At 68.5% G+C, this 21,064-nt stretch carries 21 protein-coding genes and 1 tRNA gene; 3 read left to right on the top strand and 19 right to left on the bottom strand.

The window, feature by feature from the left end:
• Window positions 1-8: 8 nt before the first annotated feature.
• From VMD50_RS16460 to argS, 15 genes are all read right to left on the bottom strand, one after another.
• Complete coding sequence (locus tag VMD50_RS16460) at window positions 9-254, bottom strand: F0F1 ATP synthase subunit C (protein ID WP_325428800.1); 246 nt, start codon at window positions 252-254, stop codon at window positions 9-11.
• Window positions 255-341: 87 nt separating this feature from the next.
• The gene (gene atpB / locus VMD50_RS16455; protein ID WP_325428799.1) at window positions 342-1,097 is read right to left on the bottom strand and encodes a F0F1 ATP synthase subunit A; all 756 of its coding nucleotides are present in this window, start codon (window positions 1,095-1,097) and stop codon (window positions 342-344) included.
• On the bottom strand, window positions 1,090-1,566 hold the full coding sequence (locus tag VMD50_RS16450) for an ATP synthase subunit I (RefSeq protein ID WP_325428798.1): 477 nt from the start codon (window positions 1,564-1,566) through the stop codon (window positions 1,090-1,092). The genes atpB and VMD50_RS16450 overlap by 8 nt, the downstream gene beginning before the upstream one ends.
• Before the next feature lie 259 nt (window positions 1,567-1,825).
• On the bottom strand, window positions 1,826-2,992 hold the full coding sequence (locus tag VMD50_RS16445; protein WP_325428797.1) for a glycosyltransferase family 4 protein: 1,167 nt from the start codon (window positions 2,990-2,992) through the stop codon (window positions 1,826-1,828).
• Between the two features lie 119 nt (window positions 2,993-3,111).
• Window positions 3,112-3,771 (bottom strand): L-threonylcarbamoyladenylate synthase, encoded by a 660-nt coding sequence (locus VMD50_RS16440; RefSeq protein WP_325428796.1) that lies wholly within the window; start codon window positions 3,769-3,771, stop codon window positions 3,112-3,114.
• The gene (gene prmC, locus VMD50_RS16435; RefSeq protein ID WP_325428795.1) at window positions 3,768-4,613 is read right to left on the bottom strand and encodes a peptide chain release factor N(5)-glutamine methyltransferase; all 846 of its coding nucleotides are present in this window, start codon (window positions 4,611-4,613) and stop codon (window positions 3,768-3,770) included. Before prmC ends, VMD50_RS16440 begins: the two co-directional genes overlap by 4 nt.
• Window positions 4,610-5,692 carry a peptide chain release factor 1 gene (gene prfA / locus VMD50_RS16430; RefSeq protein ID WP_325428794.1) on the bottom strand — a complete coding sequence of 361 codons (1,083 nt, stop codon included), beginning with the start codon at window positions 5,690-5,692 and terminating at the stop codon, window positions 4,610-4,612. The genes prmC and prfA overlap by 4 nt, the downstream gene beginning before the upstream one ends.
• 76 nt (window positions 5,693-5,768) lie before the next feature.
• Complete coding sequence (gene rpmE / locus VMD50_RS16425; protein WP_325428793.1) at window positions 5,769-6,011, bottom strand: 50S ribosomal protein L31; 243 nt, start codon at window positions 6,009-6,011, stop codon at window positions 5,769-5,771.
• 149 nt (window positions 6,012-6,160) lie between these two features.
• Complete coding sequence (gene fadD1 / locus VMD50_RS16420; protein WP_325428792.1) at window positions 6,161-7,735, bottom strand: fatty-acid--CoA ligase FadD1; 1,575 nt, start codon at window positions 7,733-7,735, stop codon at window positions 6,161-6,163.
• 22 nt (window positions 7,736-7,757) lie between these two features.
• A complete protein-coding gene (rho, locus tag VMD50_RS16415; protein ID WP_325428791.1) occupies window positions 7,758-9,590 on the bottom strand; it encodes a transcription termination factor Rho in 1,833 nt (610 codons plus the stop codon).
• A 268-nt stretch (window positions 9,591-9,858) separates the two neighbouring features.
• The gene (thrB, locus tag VMD50_RS16410; RefSeq protein ID WP_325428790.1) at window positions 9,859-10,806 is read right to left on the bottom strand and encodes a homoserine kinase; all 948 of its coding nucleotides are present in this window, start codon (window positions 10,804-10,806) and stop codon (window positions 9,859-9,861) included.
• A gap of 3 nt (window positions 10,807-10,809) precedes the next feature.
• Window positions 10,810-11,892, bottom strand: a complete 1,083-nt coding sequence (thrC, locus tag VMD50_RS16405) for a threonine synthase (protein ID WP_325428789.1) — start codon at window positions 11,890-11,892, stop codon at window positions 10,810-10,812.
• Window positions 11,889-13,214, bottom strand: coding sequence for a homoserine dehydrogenase (locus tag VMD50_RS16400; protein WP_325428788.1), 1,326 nt, complete (start codon window positions 13,212-13,214; stop codon window positions 11,889-11,891). The genes thrC and VMD50_RS16400 overlap by 4 nt, the downstream gene beginning before the upstream one ends.
• 3 nt (window positions 13,215-13,217) lie before the next feature.
• Window positions 13,218-14,636: a diaminopimelate decarboxylase gene (lysA, locus tag VMD50_RS16395; protein ID WP_325428787.1), complete on the bottom strand. Its 1,419-nt coding sequence runs from the start codon at window positions 14,634-14,636 to the stop codon at window positions 13,218-13,220.
• Window positions 14,633-16,285, bottom strand: a complete 1,653-nt coding sequence (argS, locus tag VMD50_RS16390) for an arginine--tRNA ligase (RefSeq protein WP_325428786.1) — start codon at window positions 16,283-16,285, stop codon at window positions 14,633-14,635. Before argS ends, lysA begins: the two co-directional genes overlap by 4 nt.
• A 115-nt stretch (window positions 16,286-16,400) precedes the next feature.
• On the opposite strand from argS, the gene VMD50_RS16385 reads away from it, so the two are divergent.
• The 3 genes from VMD50_RS16385 (at window position 16,401) to VMD50_RS16375 (ending at window position 19,196) form a co-directional block, all read left to right on the top strand.
• Window positions 16,401-16,476 (top strand) — tRNA-Arg (locus VMD50_RS16385).
• A 402-nt stretch (window positions 16,477-16,878) separates the two neighbouring features.
• Window positions 16,879-18,828, top strand: coding sequence for a PE family protein (locus tag VMD50_RS16380; protein WP_325428785.1), 1,950 nt, complete (start codon window positions 16,879-16,881; stop codon window positions 18,826-18,828).
• A 140-nt stretch (window positions 18,829-18,968) separates the two neighbouring features.
• The gene (locus VMD50_RS16375) at window positions 18,969-19,196 is read left to right on the top strand and encodes a hypothetical protein (protein WP_325428784.1); all 228 of its coding nucleotides are present in this window, start codon (window positions 18,969-18,971) and stop codon (window positions 19,194-19,196) included.
• Window positions 19,197-19,230: 34 nt separating this feature from the next.
• On the opposite strand, the gene odhI is transcribed toward VMD50_RS16375, so the two are convergent.
• From odhI to VMD50_RS16355, 4 genes are all read right to left on the bottom strand, one after another.
• Complete coding sequence (gene odhI, locus VMD50_RS16370) at window positions 19,231-19,662, bottom strand: oxoglutarate dehydrogenase inhibitor Odhl (RefSeq protein ID WP_325428783.1); 432 nt, start codon at window positions 19,660-19,662, stop codon at window positions 19,231-19,233.
• Window positions 19,663-19,805: 143 nt separating this feature from the next.
• Window positions 19,806-20,306 (bottom strand): nitroreductase family deazaflavin-dependent oxidoreductase, encoded by a 501-nt coding sequence (locus VMD50_RS16365; protein ID WP_325428782.1) that lies wholly within the window; start codon window positions 20,304-20,306, stop codon window positions 19,806-19,808.
• 4 nt (window positions 20,307-20,310) lie between these two features.
• Window positions 20,311-20,877: a carboxymuconolactone decarboxylase family protein gene (locus VMD50_RS16360; protein WP_325428781.1), complete on the bottom strand. Its 567-nt coding sequence runs from the start codon at window positions 20,875-20,877 to the stop codon at window positions 20,311-20,313.
• Window positions 20,878-20,881: 4 nt separating this feature from the next.
• Window positions 20,882-21,064, bottom strand: a 183-nt coding sequence (locus VMD50_RS16355) for a hypothetical protein (protein WP_325428780.1), incomplete at its 5' end; no start/stop codon positions are given.

Genomic DNA, 21,064 nt, shown 5'->3' with positions numbered 1-21,064 from the left:
CAGCGAAACTACGAGACGGGGGTGGCGAAGACGAACAACGCCATGAATGCCAGGTTGATGAAGTAGGCCGCCTCGACCAGACCGACGGTGATGAAGAACGGCGTGAACAACCGGCCCTGCGCCTCGGGTTGCCGGGCGATACCCGAAACCAGCGCGTTACCCGCGACACCGTCACCGATACCGGCTCCGATAGCGCCGCCGCCCATGATCAGTCCACCGCCGATGAGGGCACCGGCAGCGATAGTGGGGTCCATTCGTTCCTCCTTTTATTCGGTGGCTATCTGGTAGCGGTCTACCAGGATCTTGTGATCGTCTGCGGGCCAGGACACTTCGTGACGGTTCTAGTCATGGTGCTCCTCCAGCTCCATGGCCTGGCTGAAGTACAGGATGGTCAGGATCGCGAAGATGAAGGCCTGGATCGCCCCGACGAACAGGTCGAACGATTTCCAGATGGCGTTGGGCAACCACATGATGTATGCGGGGAAGAGCGCAATCAGCGCCACCAGGATGCCGCCGGCGAAGATGTTGCCGAAAAGTCGGAGCGACAACGAGATCGGCTTCGCCAATTCTTCGACGAGGTTGATCGGAGCCAGGAATGCCACGTGCCCCTTGAGCACCTTGACCGGGTGCCCGACGATGCCACGGCGCCAGATCCCGGCCACGTGGTAGCAGATGAACACGAAGAGGGCCAGCGCGAGCACGTAATTGATGTCCGCCGCGGGCGACTTGAGCACTTCGATGGTCTGACCCGATTTGTCGGTGTACTGCAGCGGCAGCACCGACAACCAGTTGGAGATCAGGATGAACACGAAGATCGTGACCGCGAGGGGGAGCACGAACGGCGCGATCCGCATTCCGATCGCGCTCTCGATCTGGTTGCGCATCTGGATGGTAAGCGCCTCCCAGAACAATTGGACTCCGCTGGGTACACCGCTCGACGTGATGTTGGCGCGCAGGTAGAAGGCCAGGCCGAGCACGATCACCGCGGCGATCGCGGTCGACAGGATGGTGTCGGTGTTGACCGTCATCCCGAGCCACCTGGCGGTGGTGTGCTCACCGACCTCGATCTGGGAAGCGGCCAGGATCGTCTCAATCATCGCTGGTGCTCCTTTCGTCCGTCCCCGCCTGCTCGCCCGGGCCCGAGGGCGGCCCCGGCTCGCCCGTGCGCAGCTTCTTCCACACCGGCAGCGCCGTCGCCAACACCAACAGCACCTGGAAGAGCGCCAGGCCGAAAAGCACGCCCAATCCCGCGGGCCGGAAAACGTAGGCGATGATCAGCCCGACAATGGTGATGATGGCCAGCCGCGACATCGAGTTGACCGCCATCGACCTTTTCAGGGGATGTTCGCGAGCGGTAATCGATTCCACCGAATGCCGCACCAGCAGCGCGTTGAGCAAACCCAGGAGCAACCCGATTCCAAAGAACACCCCGACCATGAGGTGACCGGACAATCCGGCGGCGAGTATCGCCAGCGCGGTGATCCCGACGCTGATCACAAACAGCCGAACCGGACGGAAAGCAACAGAGGGAAACACCAACGGCGCGTCCTGCGCTGGCGTCGTCACTGCAGCACCTCAATCCCAGGTAGTGAAGCGGGAAACCCCCGACCGACCGATCGGTGGCCCGCCGAGCGTATCGCACGTCACACGCGAATCACCCAAGGGGTAGCTCCCTTTGTCGCTCGTGAATCGGCGCGGTAGGACAAGCATCCGACGGGCCGGCTGGCCGGCAACCCTCAAGGTTTCTTTTTGGGGTTCTACCTGCACCGTACCATACGATCAGCACCGCTACTACCGGGTGTCGTAGGCTCGTCTCGCCCTCGTCTCAGTCCACGTCTTGGTAGTCGTCGCGGCGGCGCAGGAGCGGGATCGCGGTCGCCACGCCGGCGACCACAATTGCGCCCAGCATCACCGCGGCGGTATCGCGCGGGTTGAAAAAGATGGTGCTCGCGGCGCCGAACGCAACAATGCCCACCCACAGATAGATCAGCAGTACCACCCGGCGATGCGAATGACCGATTTGCAGCAACCGGTGATGCAGGTGCATTTTGTCCGGGCTGAATGCGCTGCGGCCGGCGCGGGTGCGGCGCACGATCGCCAGTAGAAGGTCGAGCATCGGCACGAACATGACGGCCACCACCAGCAGGAACGGCGCCAGCAGAGCAAACACGTCGCGGGCGCCGTAGGCGTTCTGCGAGACGGGGCCGGCGGCGGTGGTGGCGGCCGCGGCGACCATCAGGCCGATCAGCATCGAGCCGGAGTCGCCCATGAAGATCCTGGCCCGGTGGAAGTTGTGCGGCAAAAACCCCAGACAGGCCCCCGCGAGCACGACCGAGATGACGGCGGGCGGATAGAACAACACGTCCCCGCCGTGGTCGCGCAGCAGGCCGACCGAGAACATGCAGATCGCCAGCGCCATGATGAGTCCCAGCCCGGCGGCCAGTCCGTCGAGCCCATCGACGAAGTTCATCGCGTTGACCATCGACACGGTCAGCGCCAGGGTGAGCAGGATCGACGAGGCTTGGTCCAGCACGATGGTGCCGACGCCGCCGATCGGGATGTACAGGACGCTCCAGGCCACGCCCATCGTGACCAGCACGCTGGCGGCGGTGATCTGGCCGGCGAACTTGGTCAGGGCGTCCAGGCCCCAGCGGTCGTCGATCAGGCCGATGCCCACGATCACGGCGGCCGCCACCAGGACGGCCGGCATGCCGGTGGAGTAGACGAACCCGCGGGTGAGCGCCGGGAGTTGCCATGCCAGGAAGACGGCCGAGACAACGCCGAGAAACATCGCGAGCCCGCCCATGCGGGGGGTTGGCGTTACGTGCACGTCGCGTTCGCGCGGGTAGGCGACCGCTCCCAGCCGGGTGGCCAGCACCCGCACCGGGCCGGTCGCGAAGTAGGTGATGATCGCCGCGGTCAGTCCGACCAGCGCGAGCTCGCGCAGCGGGACTCCGGTGCCCCGATCGGACAGGGCGAGCAAGCAGGACACCCCGAGACCCTACTGCACCAACTTGAGACGCTCGCACCCTCGGAGCAACGTCGGAGTTGATTCTGCGGCTACGGCGACAAAGTTCGAGTAACCCTCGCCACTAGCGCAGAATCAAGTCGCTAGTACGAGCCGATCAGGCTTCCGGCGTCCATGCCGAGCACTTCCGCGATCCGCTCGGCGCTCACCGGACCCGCGCGCAGGATGCGCGGGGTGTCCCCGGTCAGGTCGACGATCGTGGAGGCGGCCTGCTGCTGCGACGGGCCCGCGTCGAGGTAGACGTCGACCAGATCGCCGAGCTGGCTGCGCGCCTCGGCGGCGTCCACCGCGGGCGGTCGGCCGGAGACGTTGGCGCTGGACACCGCCATGGGACCGACCTCGCGCAGCAGTTCGACGGCGACGGGGTGCAACGGCATCCGCAGCATCACGGTGCCCCGGGCGTCGCCGAGGTCCCACTGCAATGACGGCGCCTGCGTCACCACCAGGCTCAGCGCGCCCGGCCAGAAGGCGCGGATCAGGTCGCGCGCCCCGTCGGGCATCGTGTAGACCAGGCCCTCGATGGTGTGCCAGGAGCCGACCAGCACGCCCACCGGCATGTCGCGGCCCCGGCCCTTCGCCGCGAGCAGCGCGGCCACCGCGTTGCTGTCGAAGGCATCGGCGCCGATGCCGTAGACGGTGTCGGTGGGCATCACGACCAGCCGGCCGCTCTTGAGGGCGCCTGCTGCCGAGGTGATCCCGAGTGAGCGCTGGCCGGGGTCGGCGCAATCGAACACGGAAGTCATGTGCGGCTCGTCCTCCGGGCCGTCACGAACCTGGGTCGTCCCGCCAGGTCCCGCCGGGCCTCGACGTCCTCGAAAAGCCCTGCGCTCTCGAGCGATTCGACGGTCCGCGCCGACGTGGTGTCGTCATGCTCGACGGCGAAGAACCCGCCCGGGCGCAGCCAGCGCGCGGCCAGCCGGATGACGGCCGCGATCACCGCCATCCCGTCCACCCCGCCGAACACCGCGTGCGGCGGATCATGATGGGCCACTTCGGCTTCCACGGCGCTGCCGTCGGGGACGTAGGGCGGGTTGGCCACCACGAGGTCGACCCGCCCGTCGAGCTCGGGAAGCAACGCGGGTGTGGCGACGTCGGCGTGCACCAGCTCGACGGCGGTGCCCTCGGCGTTGTGGCGCGCGTAGGCCAGGGCCGAGTCGGAGTCATCGATGCCGATCACCCGCGCGGCGGGCCGGTGGCGGGCCAGGGCCACGGCCAAAGCGCCCGAGCCGGTGCACAAGTCGACGATCACGGGCCGGGCGGCGAGCGGCTGCGCGGTGGCCCACTCCAACATGGATTCGGTTTCCGGGCGCGGTATGAACACACCGGGGCCCACGCGCAGCGTCACCGGCCCGAACGCCGCCGTCCCGGTGAGATGCTGCAACGGAACCCGTTGGGAGCGCGCGGCAACGATGTCGCGGTAGCGCCCGAAGAACTCGTCGCCGGGCGCCTCGACCAGGGGCAGCCGGCCGCGTTCGGTGCCTACCAGGTGGGCGGCCAACTCCTCGGCGTCGTAACGGGCGGAATCGATCCCGGCTTCGGCGAGTTGCGCCGCAGCCGAGTCGATCGCGCGCCGAAGGGGGGTCATGCCTGTTGCAACCGGGATTGCTTGTCGGCGGCGCTGAGCGCGTCGAACAGCGCGTCGAGGTCGCCGTCGAGCACCTGATCGAGATTGTGCGCCTTGAAACCGATTCGGTGGTCGGTGATCCGGTTCTCCGGGAAGTTGTAGGTGCGGATCCGTTCGCTGCGGTCCACGGTGCGGACCTGGCTGGCGCGATCGGCCGACGCATCGGCCAGCGCCTTCTCCTCGGCGAGCGCCTGCAGCCGGGCCGCCAGCACCTGCATCGCGCGGGCCTTGTTCTGCAGCTGGGACCGTTCGTTTTGGCAGGTGACGACGATTCCGGTGGGCAGGTGGGTGATCCGCACCGCGGAGTCGGTGGTGTTGACGCCCTGCCCGCCTTTGCCCGACGAGCGGTACACGTCGATGCGCAGATCCGACTCGTCGATCTGCACCTCGCCGACTTCCTCGGGCTCGGGATAGACCAGGACTCCCGCCGCGGAAGTGTGAACGCGCCCTTGGGATTCCGTCACCGGAACGCGCTGCACCCGGTGGACGCCACCCTCGAACTTCATCCGCGACCACACCCCGTCGGCGGCGGACCCATCACTGGCCCTATTAGAAATCGCCAGCGTCGCGTCCTTGTAACCGCCCAGATCCGAGGTGGTTTCGTCCAGCACCGTGACCGTCCAGCCGTGCCGCTCGGCGTAGCGGATGTACATCCGGGCCAGGTCAGCGGCGAACAACGCCGATTCCTCCCCGCCCTCACCGGATTTGACCTCGAGCACGATGTCGTCGGCGTCGTGGGGATCGCGCGGCGCGAGCATGTCGGTCAGTTGGGTGTCCAGTTCGGCCACCCGCGACTCCAGCTCGGTCACCTCGTCGGCGAACGACTCGTCGTCGGCGGCCAGCTCGCGCGCGGTCTCGAGGTCGCCGCGCGCGGCCGTCAGCTTGCGATAGGTGGCGACGATCGGGGCCAATCGGGCGAACCGGCGTCCGGCCTTGCGCGCCTCGTCGGGGTTGCTGTGCAGCTCGGGGTCCACCAGCCGCTGCTCGAGCTCGGCGTGTTCGGCCAGCAGCACGTCAATGGTCTGTACGGGCTGCGTCATGTGTCACCTCCTGCCCCGAACGCGAACCGACGCCCGGCCTGCGCGGACACGCGCAGTTCGGGCGTCGGAAAGCCAGCTATTTGTCGGCCGACTCGGCCTTGTCGGCTGCGGCCTTGCGCTTGCCGTAGCGCTTCTCGAAACGGGCCACCCGGCCGCCGCTGTCGAGGATCTTCTGCTTGCCGGTGTAGAAGGGATGGCACTGCGAGCAGACCTCGACGACGATGTTGCCGCCGGGCTTGGTGCTGCGCGTGGTGAAGGTGTTCCCGCACCCGCAGTGCACGGTGGTCTCCGCGTAGGCGGGGTGAATGTCAGCTTTCATCATGTCCTCTTCGATCGTGTGCGCCCCGGCGCGAACTCCTGGGACCTGAACTGGTCCTCGGGGGTAGTCGACCGTCGATTATGCCAGGTCAACCTACATCAGCCCAAACGCGGAGCCGCGCCCGCGCATTCCCGGGGGATGTGCGTGGTTTATGTGTCGCGGTAGACGCGGCTTTTCCCGCTGCGCGTCCAGACCACGCCGCCGCCGGGGGTGGCGCCGCGTGAGGCCAGCTCGCGTTTGAGGATCTTGTTGGTGGCCGTTGTCGGCAGCCGATCGGCGAGCCAGACGTAGCGGGGCCACGCCTTGGGCGACAGGTCGGGCTGGGCCGCGAGGAACCGGCCGAACTCCTCGGGCGTCAACTCCGCGTTGTCGGCCAAAACGATGGCCGCCATCACCTGGTCGCCGACGTGTTCGTCGGGTACCGCGTACACCGCGACGTGGCTGACCGGAGCCAACCGCTGCAAAATCCGCTCGATGGGCGCCGTGGTCATGTTTTCCCCGTCGACGCGCAACCAGTCACCGCTGCGCCCGGCGAAGTAGATCCAGCCGTCGGCGTCTCGGTAGGCCAGGTCGCCGGACCAGAACATGCCGTGCCGAAGGCGCGCGTCGGTAGCCTCGCGGTCGTTGTAATAGCCGGCGAACAGGCCCGCGCCGGTGGTGTTGACCAGCTCCCCTATCGCCTCGTCGGCGTTGGTCAGGGCGCCGTCCCCGTCGAACGCGGCGGGTGGGCATTCGGCGAGCGTGTCCGGGTTGTAGATGCCGACGCCGGGGAAGCCCCGGCCCAGCGACCCCGGCGGGCAGCCCTCCTCCCGGGTGATGATGATCGCGCCCTCGGTGGACCCGAAGCCGTCCCATACCGTGCAGTCGAAACGCCTGCTGAACTCGGCGATGTCGCGGTCGCTGGCCTCGTTGCCGACCGCGACGCGCAGCGGGTTGTCGCGATCGTCGGGTCGCTCCGGCGTGGCCAGCACGAAGGCCAGGGGTTTGCCGACGTAGTTCATGAAGGTGACCCCGTAGCGGCGCAGGTCGGGCAGCAGCCCGGACGCCGAGAACGTCGCGGGGACCATGGCCGCGCCGGCGCCCACCGCCACGCTCCACCCCGCAAACAGCGCGTTGGCGTGAAAGAGCGGCATCGACAGGTAGCAGACGTCGGACGCGTCCAGCCCGAAGCGCGCGATCAACGTGGCGCCGGCAAATAGCACGGTCAGGTGGGTGACCTGCACCGCCTTGGGCTCGCCGCTTGTGCCCGAGGTGAACATCATCATGAACGTGTCGGTGGGAACGACCTCGCGATGCGGGGCCGGCGGCCCGGCACCGTCGAGCAGCGCCGCCCAGGACTCACCGGACACGTCGAGCACCTGCACGCCGGGCAGCTCGAGGCCGTCGAGCAACGCCTTGTGCGCCGGATCGGTCAGCAGGATCTGACAATGTGCGTGCACGATGTCCCTGGCCAGCGCGGCGCCGCGGCGGGTGTCGTTGACGCCGCACAGCACGTACCCGCCGAGCGCGGCGGACGCCATGGCGGTCAGCATCTCGGGGGTGTTGCCCAGCAGCGCACCGACGTGCAGCGGACGGTCCGGGTCGGCGACCCGGATGACGGCGGCCGCGGCGGTGGCGGCGTCGGCCAGATGCTCACGCCAGGTCCAGACCCGGTCGCCGTACTTCAGCGCCGGCGTGTCCTGGTCTACACGCTCACGAAGCAGTTGCTGCAGCGTCTCCGCCACAGCTTGCGACCCTAGTCGCTGACTAGTCGTTGTCCATCGACCCGGGGGTCGTCTTGGACACCTGCACCAGGAACTCGTAGTTGGTCTTCGTCTTGCGCAGCTGCGACATCAGCAGGTCGATGGCCTGGTGGGGGTCGAGACCCGACAGCACGCGGCGCAGCTTGTGCACGATGCCGAACTCGTCGGGCGACAGCAGCAACTCGTCCTTGCGGGTGCCGGAAGGGTTCACGTCGACCGCCGGGAAGACCCGGCGTTCGGAGATCTTCCGGTCCAGCTTGAGCTCTGCGTTACCGGTGCCCTTGAACTCCTCGAAGATGACCGTGTCACCGGTGGACCCGGTCTCGACCATCGCGGTGGCGATGATGGTCAGCGACCCGCCTTCCTCGATGTTGCGCGCGGCGCCCAGGAAGCGTTTGGGCGGATACAGCGCGGTGGAGTCGACACCACCGGAGAGGATCCGGCCCGACGCGGGCGATGCGTTGTTGTACGCGCGGCCCAGGCGGGTGATCGAGTCGAGCAGCACCACGACGTCCTTGCCCTGCTCAACGAGCCGCTTGGCGCGTTCGATGGCCAGTTCGGCAACCGAGGTGTGGTCCGACGGCGGCCGGTCGAACGTCGAGGCGATGACCTCGCCCTTGACCGAACGCGTCATGTCGGTGACCTCCTCGGGCCGCTCGTCGACGAGGACGACCATGAGGTGGCATTCCGGGTTGTTCTTGGTGATCGCGTTGGCGATGTCCTGCAGGATCGTCGTCTTACCCGCCTTGGGCGGCGAGACGATCAGCGCGCGCTGGCCCTTGCCGATCGGCATGATCAGGTCGATGACCCGGGTGGTCAGTCGGTCGGGCGTCGTTTCCAGGCGCAGCCGCTGGTTGGGGTACAACGGCGTCAGCTTGGAAAAGTCGGGCCGCTTCTTGGCGTCCTCGACGGAGCCGCCGTTGACGCTGTCCAGGCGCACCAGCGGGTTGAACTTCTGCCGCTGGTTGGGCTGCTCGCCGTCCCGGGGCACCCGAACCGCGCCCGTCACCGCGTCGCCGCGGCGCAGGCCGTTCTTGCGCACCATGTTCATCGAGACGTAGACGTCGTGCGGACCGGCCAGGTAGCCGGAGGTGCGCACGAACGCGTAATTGTCCAGGACATCAAGGATTCCGGCGACCGGCTGGACGACGTCGTCCTCGCGCAGTTCGGCGTCGGCGCCATCACCGGTGCGTTCACCGCGGCGCCTGCGATCGCGGTCGCGGAACCGGCGTCCCCGCCGGCCCTGACGGCCCTCGCCGTCGTCGTCACCGCGTGACTGCTGGCCGCCCGAACCCTGGTCGCCGCCGGAGTCCTGACCCCGCTCGTCGGTTTTGGTGTCCTGTTGGCCCCCTTGGCGTTTGCCCGCCTCGGGACCGGCTCCGCCCTTTCGGGTGCCGGCGTCCTCGCGGTCCTGCTCCTCGCCGCCGCGAGCGGACGAGCCCGCATCGCGGTTGGCGTTGCGCCGTTCCCGGCGCGGCGCCTCGGTGGTCGAACCGTTCTGTTCCGCCGGAGCCACCGGCGCGTCGGCCGGCGCTTCGGCGGTGGGGGTGTCGGTTTTCTCGGATTTGCCGCTGCCCTCCGGGGCGGCCGGGGCCGAAGTCCCGTTGGCCCGTCCCCTGATTTCCTTTATCGCGGCGATCAGTTCGTTCTTGCGCATCCCCGACGTCCCCTTGACGCCGACCTGGTTAGCCAGCGCGCGCAGCTCGGGCAGCACCATGGCGGACAGCGAGCCGGTCGAGGCGTTGGTTTTGACATCGGGAGTGTCTGTGGTCACGGCGTCCGGCACCTGATTGCTGTCGGTGCTCTCGCCAGCCGTGAAGAGGTCCGTATCAGTCACGGATTTCCTTTCTTCCCCCGCTGATCAGGTCATACGGGGGGTCGTTGCATTCAGCCAAATTGCCGAGTGCGCCCAATCATCGACTCTGCGACGGTGATCGCCAGCGATCAGCGGAGAAAACGGCGAACCTCGTTTACGAGAAGAATTGGTGTTGTCCTAGCGGCAAGGCAGTATGTTTGCAGATGCAGATCCTGCGATTGCTGGACGGCTCCGAGGATAACCTGCATCCTCGTCGGAAGCAAGCAAACCCTCCCGGCCACGCTGTGGATCAACCGGCGACGGTGACGCCCGGGCTCCAGCGAACTCCTTCGCCGGCGGTCATCTTCGTGACGGTAAACCCGTTTGAGGCCCCGTACTCCAGCGCTTCCAGAGGTAACTCCGACTCCGTGCTCAGTGCGATCAGCGAGGGACCAGCCCCAGAAAGCGTCGCTGCAATGTTGTGACGCCGTAGGAGCCGCAAATATTCCGCCGATCCGCGCATCACGGAGGCGCGTTGCGGTTGGTGCAGCACGTCCTCGGTGGCCGGCATCAGCAGGTCCGGCCGTTCGGTGAGGGCTACGACAAGCAACGCGGCGCGGCTGACGTTGAAACTGGCGTCTTCGTGGCTGACCAGGTTGGGCAGCAGCACGCGGGTCTCCGCGGTCAGCGAGCGCTCCTCCGGAATCGCACAGAACAGGTGGATGTCGGGGTGAAGCCGCAGCGACACCGCCGAATACCGGGGCTCGGCACCCGTGCGGTCCGTCCATGAGACCACCGCGCCGCCCAACACCGCGGCCGCGGCGTTGTCGGGATGCCCCTCGAATTCCGAGCACAACTGGATGAGCTCAGCAACGCTCAGCGGTGCGGAATCCGTCTGCCCGACAAGCCCATTGACCGCGGCAAGGCCACCGGTGACGGCCGCCGCCGAGGAACCCAGACCGCGGGAATGCGGGATGGCGTTGCGGCAGCGCACCGCCAGGCCGGGGGCGCCGACCCCCGCGGCGTGCAGCCCGCGCTGCACGGCGCGCACCACCAGGTGGTCGGCGCCCAGCGGAACCTGGCCGGCACCCTCGCCCTCGACCACCACAGCCAAGCCGGAATCCGTTGTCTCCACGACGATCTCGTCGATCAGGTTCAATGCCAGGCCGAGGCTGTCGAAGCCCGGGCCCAGATTGGCACTGGATGCCGACACCACGGCGCTGGCCACCAGCCCGGCGGGCAGCATCTGGGCCTTCATTTCTTACGCGAGACCCAATTGTTCGACGACAAGCACCGGATCCACCGGCAGCGGGGAGACCGTCGGCATGTCCTTGAGCGCGGTGTCGGGATCCTTGAGACCGTTGCCGGTCACCGTGCACACCACCGTCGATCCGCGAGCCACCCAGCCGTCGTCGACGGCCTTGAGCAGCCCCGCGATGCTGGCCGCGGACGCGGGCTCGACGAACACGCCTTCCGAGGCGGCCACCAAGTGGTATGCCGCCAGGATCTCCTCGTCGGTGACGGCCAGGAACCGTCCCTCGGACTGCTCCTGGGCCGCGACGGCGGCCGACCACGACGCCGGGGCGCCGATGCGGATCGCGGTCGCGATGGTCTCCGGGTGGCTGACCGGGTGGCCGAGCACCAGGGGCGCCGCGCCCGCAGCCTGGGCGCCGAGCATCCGGGGCAGCTTGTCGATCACGCCTTCGTGGTGATACTCCGTGTAGCCCTTCCAATACGCGGTGATGTTGCCGGCGTTGCCGACCGGAAGCGCGTGCACGTCGGGCGCGGCGCCCAGCGCGTCGACGATCTCGAACGCGGCCGTCTTCTGCCCCTCGATGCGCACAGGATTGACCGAGTTCACCAGCGCGATCGTCGGGAAGTCGGCGGCCATCTTGCGGGCCAGTTCCAGGCAGTCGTCGAAGTTGCCGTCGATCTGGATGATCTTGGCGCCGTGCATCACCGCCTGCGCCAGCTTGCCCATCGCGATCTTGCCCTGCGGGATCAGCACCGCGCAGGTGATGCCGGCGCGCGCCGCGTACGCCGCCGCCGAGGCCGAGGTGTTGCCGGTGGAGGCGCACAACACAGCCTGCTGGCCGCGGGCCAGGGCGTCGGTGACGGCCATCGTCATGCCCCGGTCCTTGAAGGAGCCGGTGGGGTTGAGGCCCTCGACCTTGAGGTGGACCGTGCAGCCGGTCCTTTCCGAGAGCCGGTTCGCGGCGATCAGCGGGGTGCCGCCCTCGAGCAGGGTGACCGGGGTCCAGTTGTCGCCGACCGGTAACCGGTCGCGGTAGGCCGCGATCACTCCCGGCCACGGCTGATGGGTGGCGGTCCATGCAGTGCTCACAGGCCGTTTCCTTCCAGTCGCAGCACGCTCGTCACGCTCTGCACGACATCCAAATCGGCCAGCGCATGGACTGTTTCGGACAGCGCGGCGTCGGTGGCGGTATGCGTGACCACCACGACGCGGGCTCCCACTCGTCGCCCGCCCTCGTCCACCACGCCCTCCTGACGGACCTCGGCGATGCTCACCTCACGCTTGGCGAATTCCGCTGCCACCGCGGACAATACGCCCGGCTCGTCAGTGACGTTCATGCTGACGTAGTAGCGGGTGGAGATGAGACCCATTGGTGCGATGGGAAGTTGGGCGTACCGGGACTCCTTGGGACCACGGCTGCCCAGCACCCGGTTACGGGCGGCCATCACCAGGTCACCGGTGACCGCCGAGGCGGTGGGCGCGCCGCCAGCGCCCTGGCCGTAGAACATCAGCCGCCCCGAGGCCGCGGCCTCAACCACCACCGCGTTGAACGCCCCGCTGACCGTGGCGAGCGGATGCGACAACGGCACCAGCGCCGGGTAGACGCGGGCCGAGACCCGCTGTTGGCCGTCGTCGCCGGTGATCCGCTCGCAGATCGACAACAGTTTGATGGTGCAGCCGAGGGATCGCGCGGACGCGAAGTCCGCCGGGGTGATCTTGGTGATGCCCTCGCGGTAGACGTCGTCGGCGTGTACCCGGGTGTGAAAGGCGATGGACGCCAGGATGGCCGCCTTGGCCGCGGCGTCATAGCCTTCGACGTCGGCGGTGGGATCGGCCTCGGCATAGCCCAGCGCGCTGGCGTCGGCCAGAGCGGTGTCGTAGTCGGCGCCGGTGCTGTCCATCTCGGACAGCATGTAGTTGGTGGTGCCGTTGACGATGCCAGCCACCCGCAGCACCGTGTCACCGGCCAGCGATTGGGTGAGCGGGCGGATGACGGGGATCGCACCCGCGACCGCCGCCTCGAAATACAGGTCGACGTGCGCGTTTTCGGCCGCCTGCGCCAGCTCACCGGTGGAGGTGGACAGCAACGCCTTGTTGGCGGTGACGACGGACTTGCCGTGCTCCAGCGCCGAGAGGATCGCCTTGCGGGCGGGCTCCACCGGTCCCATCAACTCGACGACGATGTCGACGTCCTCGCGGCAGACGAGTTCGTCGATGTTATCGGTCAGCAGGCCGACGGGAACGCCGCGGTCGGGGGCGACGCGGCGCACGCCGATCCCGCGCAGCACCAGCGGGGCACCGACGCGGGCGGCCAGATCCTCGGCGCTGTCCTCGATGATGCGGACGACTTCGCTGCCGACGTTGCCCAACCCGAGTACAGCTACGCCGACGGCCTTTTCGTCACCCGACACGGGTCACCTCACTTCCAGACTCAGCAGATCGTCGACCGTTTCCCGGCGCAGGATCAGCCGCGCGCGCCCACCGCGCACGGCTACCACGGCGGGGCGGCCGATCATGTTGTAACGGCTCGACAGCGAATAACAGTAGGCGCCGGTGGCGGCGACCCCGAGCAGGTCCCCCGGCCGCAGGTCGCCCGGGACCCAGGTGTCGCGAACGACGATATCGCCCGTCTCGCAGTGCTTCCCGACGATGCGGGCCAGCTCCGCCGGCGCGTCGCTGGTTCGCGAAACCAACCGGGCGTCGTATTGCGCGTCGTAGAGCGCAGTGCGGATGTTGTCGCTCATCCCGCCGTCGACGCTGACATAACGGCGGTGCGCCGTGGTGCTCACGTCGACGTCCTTGACGGTGCCGACCTCGTAGAGCGTGATGGTGCCCGGCCCGGCGATGGCACGCCCCGGCTCGACGACCAGCCTGGGGGTGGGCAGCCCGACGGCCGCCGACTCGTTGCGCACGATGGCGCTCAGCTTGCTCGCCAGTTCGGCCATTGGCGGCGGGTCGTCGGAAGCCAGATACGAAATGCCAAAGCCGCCACCGAGATCGACCGTCGACAGCTGGGCCGTCTTGTCGACGCCGAACTCGGCGACGATGTCGTGCAGCAGGCCGATGACGCGGTGGGCGGCGAGTTCGAAGCCGGCGACGTCGAAGATCTGTGAGCCGATGTGGCTGTGTAAGCCGACCAGCCGCAGGTGATCCGTGGCGAACACCCGGCGCACCGCCGCCATCGCGGCCCCGCTGGCCACCGACAACCCGAACTTCTGGTCCTCGTGTGCGGTCGAGATGAACTCGTGGGTGTGCGCCTCGACCCCGACGGTGAGACGCACGAGCACGTCTTGGACGATGCCCGCCTCCCCCGCGATGGCGTCGAGCCGTTCGATCTCGGTCACCGAGTCCAGCACGATGTGGCCCACCCCGGCCTTGACCGCGGCGGTCAGTTCGGTGACGGATTTGTTGTTGCCGTGGAAGGTGATCCGCTCCGGCGGGAAGTCGGCATGCAGCGCGACGGCAAGTTCCCCGCCGGTGCACACGTCCAGCGACAGGCCCTCTTCGTTGATCCAGCGCGCGATTTCGGCGCACAGGAACGCCTTCGCCGCGTAGTGCACGTTGTGTCCGGCGCCGAAGGCCGCCGCCATGTCCTGGCATCGGGAGCGGAAGTCGTCCTCGTCGATCACGAACAGCGGGGTCCCGTACTCGTGGGCGAGGTGGGTCACCGCGACTCCCCCGATGACCGCCGGACCTTCTTCGTCGCGAATTGTGCTGCGCGGCCACACGTTCGGTGCCAGCCTCAGCAGCTCCTCGGGGGATTGCGGCCGCGGCGGGCTCTCGGCGTGCCGGGCCTCGTCGGCGTGCCGGGGACCGGCGGGGTGGACGTTCACATCCGCTCCGGGGCGCTGACACCGAGAATCATCAGACCGTTGGCGATCACCTGGCGGGTGGCCTCGCACAGCGCCAGGCGCGCGGTGTGCAGGTCGGTGGGCTCCTCGTCGCCCTGCGGCAGCACCCGGCACGAATCGTAGAACCGGTGGTAGTCACCGGCGAGGTCTTCCAGATAGCGGCATACCCGGTGCGGTTCCCGCAGGGAGGCAGCGGTTTTCAGGACTCGCGGGAATTCGCCGATGGAGCGCAGCAACGCACCCTCTTTGTCGTGGCTGAGCAGCTCGAGGTGCGCGGTGTCGGGGACCAGGCCCAGCTCCGCGGCGTTGCGGGCCAGCGCCGACAGCCGCGCGTGCGCGTATTGCACGTAGTAGACCGGGTTTTCGTTGGATGCCGACGACCACAGCGCCAGATCGATGTCGATCGCGGTGTCCACCGACGAGCGGATCAGGCTGTAGCGCGCCGCGTCGACGCCGATCGCCTCGACCAGGTCGTCGAGGGTGAGCACGGTCCCCGCCCGCTTGCTCATCCGGACCGGCCGGCCGTCGCGGACGAGGTTGACCATCTGCCCGATGAGCACCTCGACGGTGGCCGGGTCCTCACCGAAGGCCGCAGCCACGGCCTTGAGCCGGGCGATGTAGCCGTGGTGGTCGGCGCCCAGCATGTAGATGCACAGGTCGAAGCCGCGCTGCCGCTTGTCCAGGTAGTAGGCGATGTCGGCGGCGATGTAGGCCGGCTTGCCGTCGCTCTTGATCACGACGCGGTCCTTGTCGTCACCAAAAGCGCTGGTGCGCAACCAGGTTGCGCCATCCTTCTCGTAGATGTTGCCGGTCTGGCGGAGCCTGGCGATGGCCTGGTCGACGCGGCCGCTGGTGTGCATCGAGTCTTCGTGAGTGTAGACGTCGAAGTCGGTGCCGAACTCGTGCAGCGACTCCTTGATGTGGGTGAACATCAGGTCGACGCCGATCTCGCGGAACGTCTCGTGCATGTCGGCTTCGGGCAGGCTCAGCGCGTCGGGCGCCTTCTGCAGGACCTGCGCGGCGATGTCGGAGATATAGGTCCCCGCGTAGCCGTCGGCCGGCGTCGGTTCGCCCTCGGCCGCGGCGATCAACGAGTTGGCGAACCGGTCGATCTGAGCGCCGTGGTCGTTGAAATAGTATTCGCGTTCGACGTCGGCGCCCTGCGTGGACAGCAACCGGCCCAGTGCGTCGCCGACGGCGGCCCAACGGGTGCCGCCGATGTGGATCGGTCCCGTCGGGTTGGCCGACACGAACTCGAGGTTGATCTTGAGTCCGGCCAGCGCGTCGGAGTGACCGAACCTGTCGCCGGCGTCGATGACGTTGTTGACGATCACGGCCTGAGCCGACGCCTCGAGGCGCACGTTGATGAACCCCGGACCGGCCACCTCCGCCGAGGCGATGCCGTCGGCCCGTGACAGCGCCTCGGCCAGCCAGCCGGCCAGCTCGCGCGGGTTGGCGCCGACCTTCTTGCCCAGCTGCAGCGCGAGGTTGCTGGCGTAGTCGCCGTGCTCGGGGTTACGCGGCCGTTCCACGGTGACCGTCGCCGGCAGTGCGGCGGCATCCAGCCCGCGCTCGGCAAGCACCGCGGCAGCGGTGGCTTTGAGCAGCTCAGCCAGGTCGGCGGGGGTCACGAGCGTCCATCCTATTGGCTGGGGTGCCTTCCCCCCGAATCTATTGCGATGGCTCGGGCAGCCACCAAGATGCGTTAGGCTGTCGGGGCCCATGGCGCAACATCTATGGTGATGCGCCCCCGTAGCTCAGGGGATAGAGCGTCTGCCTCCGGAGCAGAAGGCCGCAGGTTCGAATCCTGCCGGGGGCACCATTCACGCTGGGGCCTGGCTGCGGCCTCGGATCGGTAGTCGGTCGTGGCTCGAGGGTTAGCTGGCGACGCAAGGCCCAGATCGATGCCGCTCAGCAGTCCTGCACCACGAGCTCACAGCATGCCGAGATGCGCCGGGCCCAGCGCGAGGTTGCGGAATATGCAGGGGCAAGGAGATTTTGACGTTTGCGTCACATCTTTCGCGGCGGAAGCCCACAACCACCGCGGCGCCGCCGTCACCAGCGCCCCGTAGCCCTCGCGACCGGTGAAGAAAGAGGCTCCAGGGTAGTTTGCCAAACGCCCAAACATTGGGTCCGCAATCGGCTACGCTTCGCGGTACTTTCGAGTCAATCTCATATCTATCCGCCGCAGCAATGAGTCGGATGGGTGGCGGAGGTAGTAGCGATGTCATATGTCGTGGCGGTACCGGAATTTGTAGCTTCGGCGGCGTCGGATCTGGCGGGCATCGGGTCGGGGTTGAGCGCCGCGCATGCGGCGGCGGCAGGCCAGACCACCGCGGTGGTGGCCGCCGCGGGTGATGAGGTGTCGGCGGCGGTCGCGTCGCTGTTTTCCGGCCACGCCCAGGCCTACCAGTCCCTGAATGCGCGGGCGGCCGCGTCGTATGCGGAATTTGTGGGCACGCTTAGCGGCGCGGGGAGCGCGTATTCGCTGACCGAGGCGGCCAATGCCTCACCGTTACAGACCATCGAGCAAGACGTGTTGGGGGTGATCAACGCCCCCACCGAGCTGCTTCTGGGGCGGCCACTGATCGGCAAAGGCACCAACGGGGCGCCCGGAACCGGGCAGCCCGGCGGGCCCGGCGGGATCTTGTGGGGCGATGGCGGCGACGGGGGCTCCGGGGGGCCCGGGCAGGCCGGCGGCAAAGGCGGTGACGCCCTGTTCTTCGGCAACGGCGGCAATGGCGGGGCCGGCGGGGCTGGCATTACCGGCCCCACCGGCAACGCCGCGACCCACACCAACGGCGGCACCGGCGGCCTCGGCGGCAATGGCGGGGCCGGCGGACACGGAGGGCTGCTGCAGGGCAATGGCGGTGCCGGCGGCATCGGCGGTGTCGGCGGCATGGGCGGGACCGGCGGCCTCGGTGTCGCCGGCCCCAACGGTTCGGTCCCGGGCGGCACAGGCACCGACGGCGGCCAGGGCGGCAGCGGCGGCAGCGGCGGGAGCGGCGGGCAGGGCTCGCTCTTGTTCGGCCAGGCTGGCGCCAGCGGCAACGGCGGCCAAGGCGGCAACGGCGGCCAGGGCGGCCAGGGCGGCCTCGGATTCACCGACACCGGGTTCGGTGCCAGCAACGGCGGCAACGGCGGCAACGGCGGCGCCGCCGGCCTGGGTGGCAACGCGGGCGGCCCCGGCGCCATTGCGGGCGACGCGGGCAACGGCGGCACCGGCGGCACCGGCGGCAAAGGCGGCGGGACCGCCGTTGCCTTCCACACCCCGGGTGACGGCGGCGCCGGTGGCCACGGCGGCAATAGCGCCGGCGGCGTGGGCGGTCAAGGCGGCCAAGGCGGCGACGGCGGCGACGGCAGCTTTACCGGCAGCGTCGCCGTGGCCCAGGCTCACAGCGGCAACGGCGGCCAAGGTGGCGACGGCGGCAACGGGGTCACCGGCGGCCAAGGCGGCAACGGCGGCAACGGCGGCAACGCCAACGCCAGCAACGCGAATCCCTTGGGCGCAGCCATCGCCGCCGCAGGCGGCGGTGGTGGTGGCGGTGCCGGCGGCCTAAGCACGGCCGGCGGCAGCGCCGGCAGCGGCGGCAACGGCGGCAATGGGGGCGCCGCCACCGCCGCCGTCTTCACCGGGGACACCGCCACCGGACGCGGCGGTTTCGGCGGCGGTGGCATCCAAGCCGTCTCCGGGGGCCCCGGCGGTGGTGGCGGTGGTGGCGGGGCCGCCGCGGTCGGCGCCGCAAGTACCTTCGGCACCAACGGCGCTGAGGGCACCCATGCCGGCAACAGCTTCTTCACCGCCGGTCAGGGTGGTCACGGCGGCATCGTCGACGGCGTCTCCATTTCTGGGTCGGCCAGCGCCGGGGGCGGTGGCGGCGGCGGCGGCGCTATGCCCGGCAGCCCCGGCGCAGGGGGCGGCCAGGGCGGCAGCGCCACGGTCAACGTCGATACCGAGTCCGGCGGCCAGGGCGGGGCCGGCGGCACCGGCCAGACCATCGGCGGCGCCGGCAGCGACGGCAAGACCGGTAACGCCAGTGCCGCCGGTGGCTTCCCCACCGCCGGCACTGGCGGCCAGGCCAGCATCGGCGGCGGCGGTGGCGGTGGTGCCGCGATTGCCAATGGCAGCGCCACTTCCACTGGGGGCCAAGGCGGAGGCGGCGGCGGACCCTAGCGTCGGTGGCCCGATCGCGGCGCAAGGCAGTCCAGGCCCTTCGGACGAACTTGCAGCTGTCGCGGGTCGCACCAGCTACTCTGTGTGCCTGGCGATGAGGAGGCTAGGTTGATCGGACGCGAAGCTCAGGTGCCGACCTGATGTTGTCGCTGTTCATCGCCGTAGTCGGCCTTATCTTCCTCGCGTTCGGGCCGACCCGCTACACCGGCATGATCTTCGTGCTCACCCTGCTCGTCACGTTCGGGATCACCGCGTTCGACATGAGCACCCGCCAACCCACCAGCACCGACGTCACCGGCTTCGCACTGGCCCTCATGCTCGGCGGACCCGTCCTGTTGACCAGGAGCGAGCCAGGAATGAGGCGCTGACTTCCTCGCACGAAACCTGCAGCGGAGGCCACGCTCATCCGGTCAGGAAGACCAGCCGGAACTTACCGATCTGCACTTCGTCGTTGTTGGCCAGCACAGTTGATTCCACCGACTGCCGGTTGACGTAGGTGCCGTTGAGACTGCCGACGTCGGCGACAGCCCAGTTGCCGTCCTTGTCGAGCCGGAACTCCGCGTGACGGCGGCTCACGGTGACGTCGTCGAGAAGAATGTCGCTGTCGGGATGGCGCCCGGCCGAGGTGACGGGCCGATCGAGCAAGAATCGGGAACCGGCGTTCGGGCCACGCTTGACGATCAGCAGCGCGGCTCCGCTCGGCAGCCCTTCGACGGTTTGCGCCTCGGTAGCGGTCGAACCGTTATCCGGCTCGTCGAGAAACTGGGTGCCGTAATCCGCGGTCGTCTCCCCCACCGCTTCAGTGAGGTGTTGGTCGTCGTCGCCGCGGTTCACGTGTTGCTCCCACCGCCGGCCACTCTGGCCCGCTTCGCGGGTTGCCGGCCCATTGGACGGCTCCTCTTACCTGGATCTCGGGCACGATCAGATGCCCGCTAACCCAAGAGAAATACCCACCTTCAGGCGGTCTTATGCCCGCCTCACGTCCGGCTGAGGATGAACGCCTCGATGTGGCGGTCACCGGCGCGCGCTTCATACTTGCTCCAGCCCGGGTACATCTCGACGCCTTTCGCCCAGATCTCGTCGCGTTCGTCGGGAGTGGCCAGTCGGGCGCTGGCCTGCCAGGTGTTGCGGCCTATCGACACCGTGGCCGCCGGGTGAGCCTTGAGGTTGTGGTACCAGGCCGGATGCTTGGCGCCGCCGAAGTTGGATGCGATCAGGGCCACCCCGTCGGGGTGCGGGATTCCGTACAGCGCAACGGTGCGCGGTTCCCCGGATTTGGCGCCGGTGGTGGTGAGTATGACGGCGGGGACGCCTGTCACGATCCCGACGAAGCTGCTCCGGCCGCCAGTGATCTTGGTGATGAGTTGGTCGAGGCGGTGTGCCGTCGGGCGGAGAAGCGCCCCGCCCGCCTTCGTGGCCGCGAAGCTGCGCATGAACCGATGAAACGCGTTGGCGTGGTCAAAGGACAGGTCCGGCATGGGGTCACACCGTCTTGGTGCTGTCGACCTGGTCGTGGTCGTATCCGATCACGGGCTGCGAGTCACCGTAGACGTCGAGGGTGTGGATGAAGCGGTGCAATCCCATCACCCCCGCGCAGGTGAACCCCAACTCGATGATCTGCGCGGCGGTGAAATGCTCCCCGAGGCGCTGGTAGAACTCGTCGTCCATGGCGTGGTGATCCGAGGAGAGCAGGTCGAGGAACTCCACGGCCATCCGTTCCTGCGCGGTGAGCGCGCCGTGGCCCGGCGCGAGCAGGCACGCGACGTCCTCGTCGGTGATCGAGTCATGCTTGCGCGACCGGCCGCACGGCTCGCATTCGCCGAGCTGGGCGCTGCGGAGGCGCAGCAGCTCCAGGATCCGGCCGCCGAGCAGGGTGCCGGCGCCGAGCTGGGTCCTGGCCATGTTGACCTGGTCGAGCTGCGCGCTGCGATACGCGAAGATCTGCAACGGCACCGGCGTCGCGTACAGACCGGCGGCAACCCCGGCCTCCACGATTTCGCGGGAGTGGGAGCTGAGCTCTTCCATCGGGATCGGCGCGATACGCGGCATCGAATCAGGCTAACCTTTTTTGCGCGCCGGCCAAAAGGAGCACTGAGGCGCGGGCGGAATCGGCGCGGCAACGGCGCACAAGTCGGCCCAGGAAGGCGCCGCGGTTGCGCTCGTCGATATCGACGAGACGAAGGCCGTCGGAGTCGCCGAGGAGATTCGGCGCGGGACGCCACGTCGGTCGCCGGAC

This window comes from Mycobacterium sp., assembly GCF_035506235.1.
In the GTDB taxonomy this organism is placed as follows: Bacteria; Actinomycetota; Actinomycetes; order Mycobacteriales; family Mycobacteriaceae; genus Mycobacterium.
This window is presented reverse-complemented; position numbering and strand designations above follow the sequence as displayed.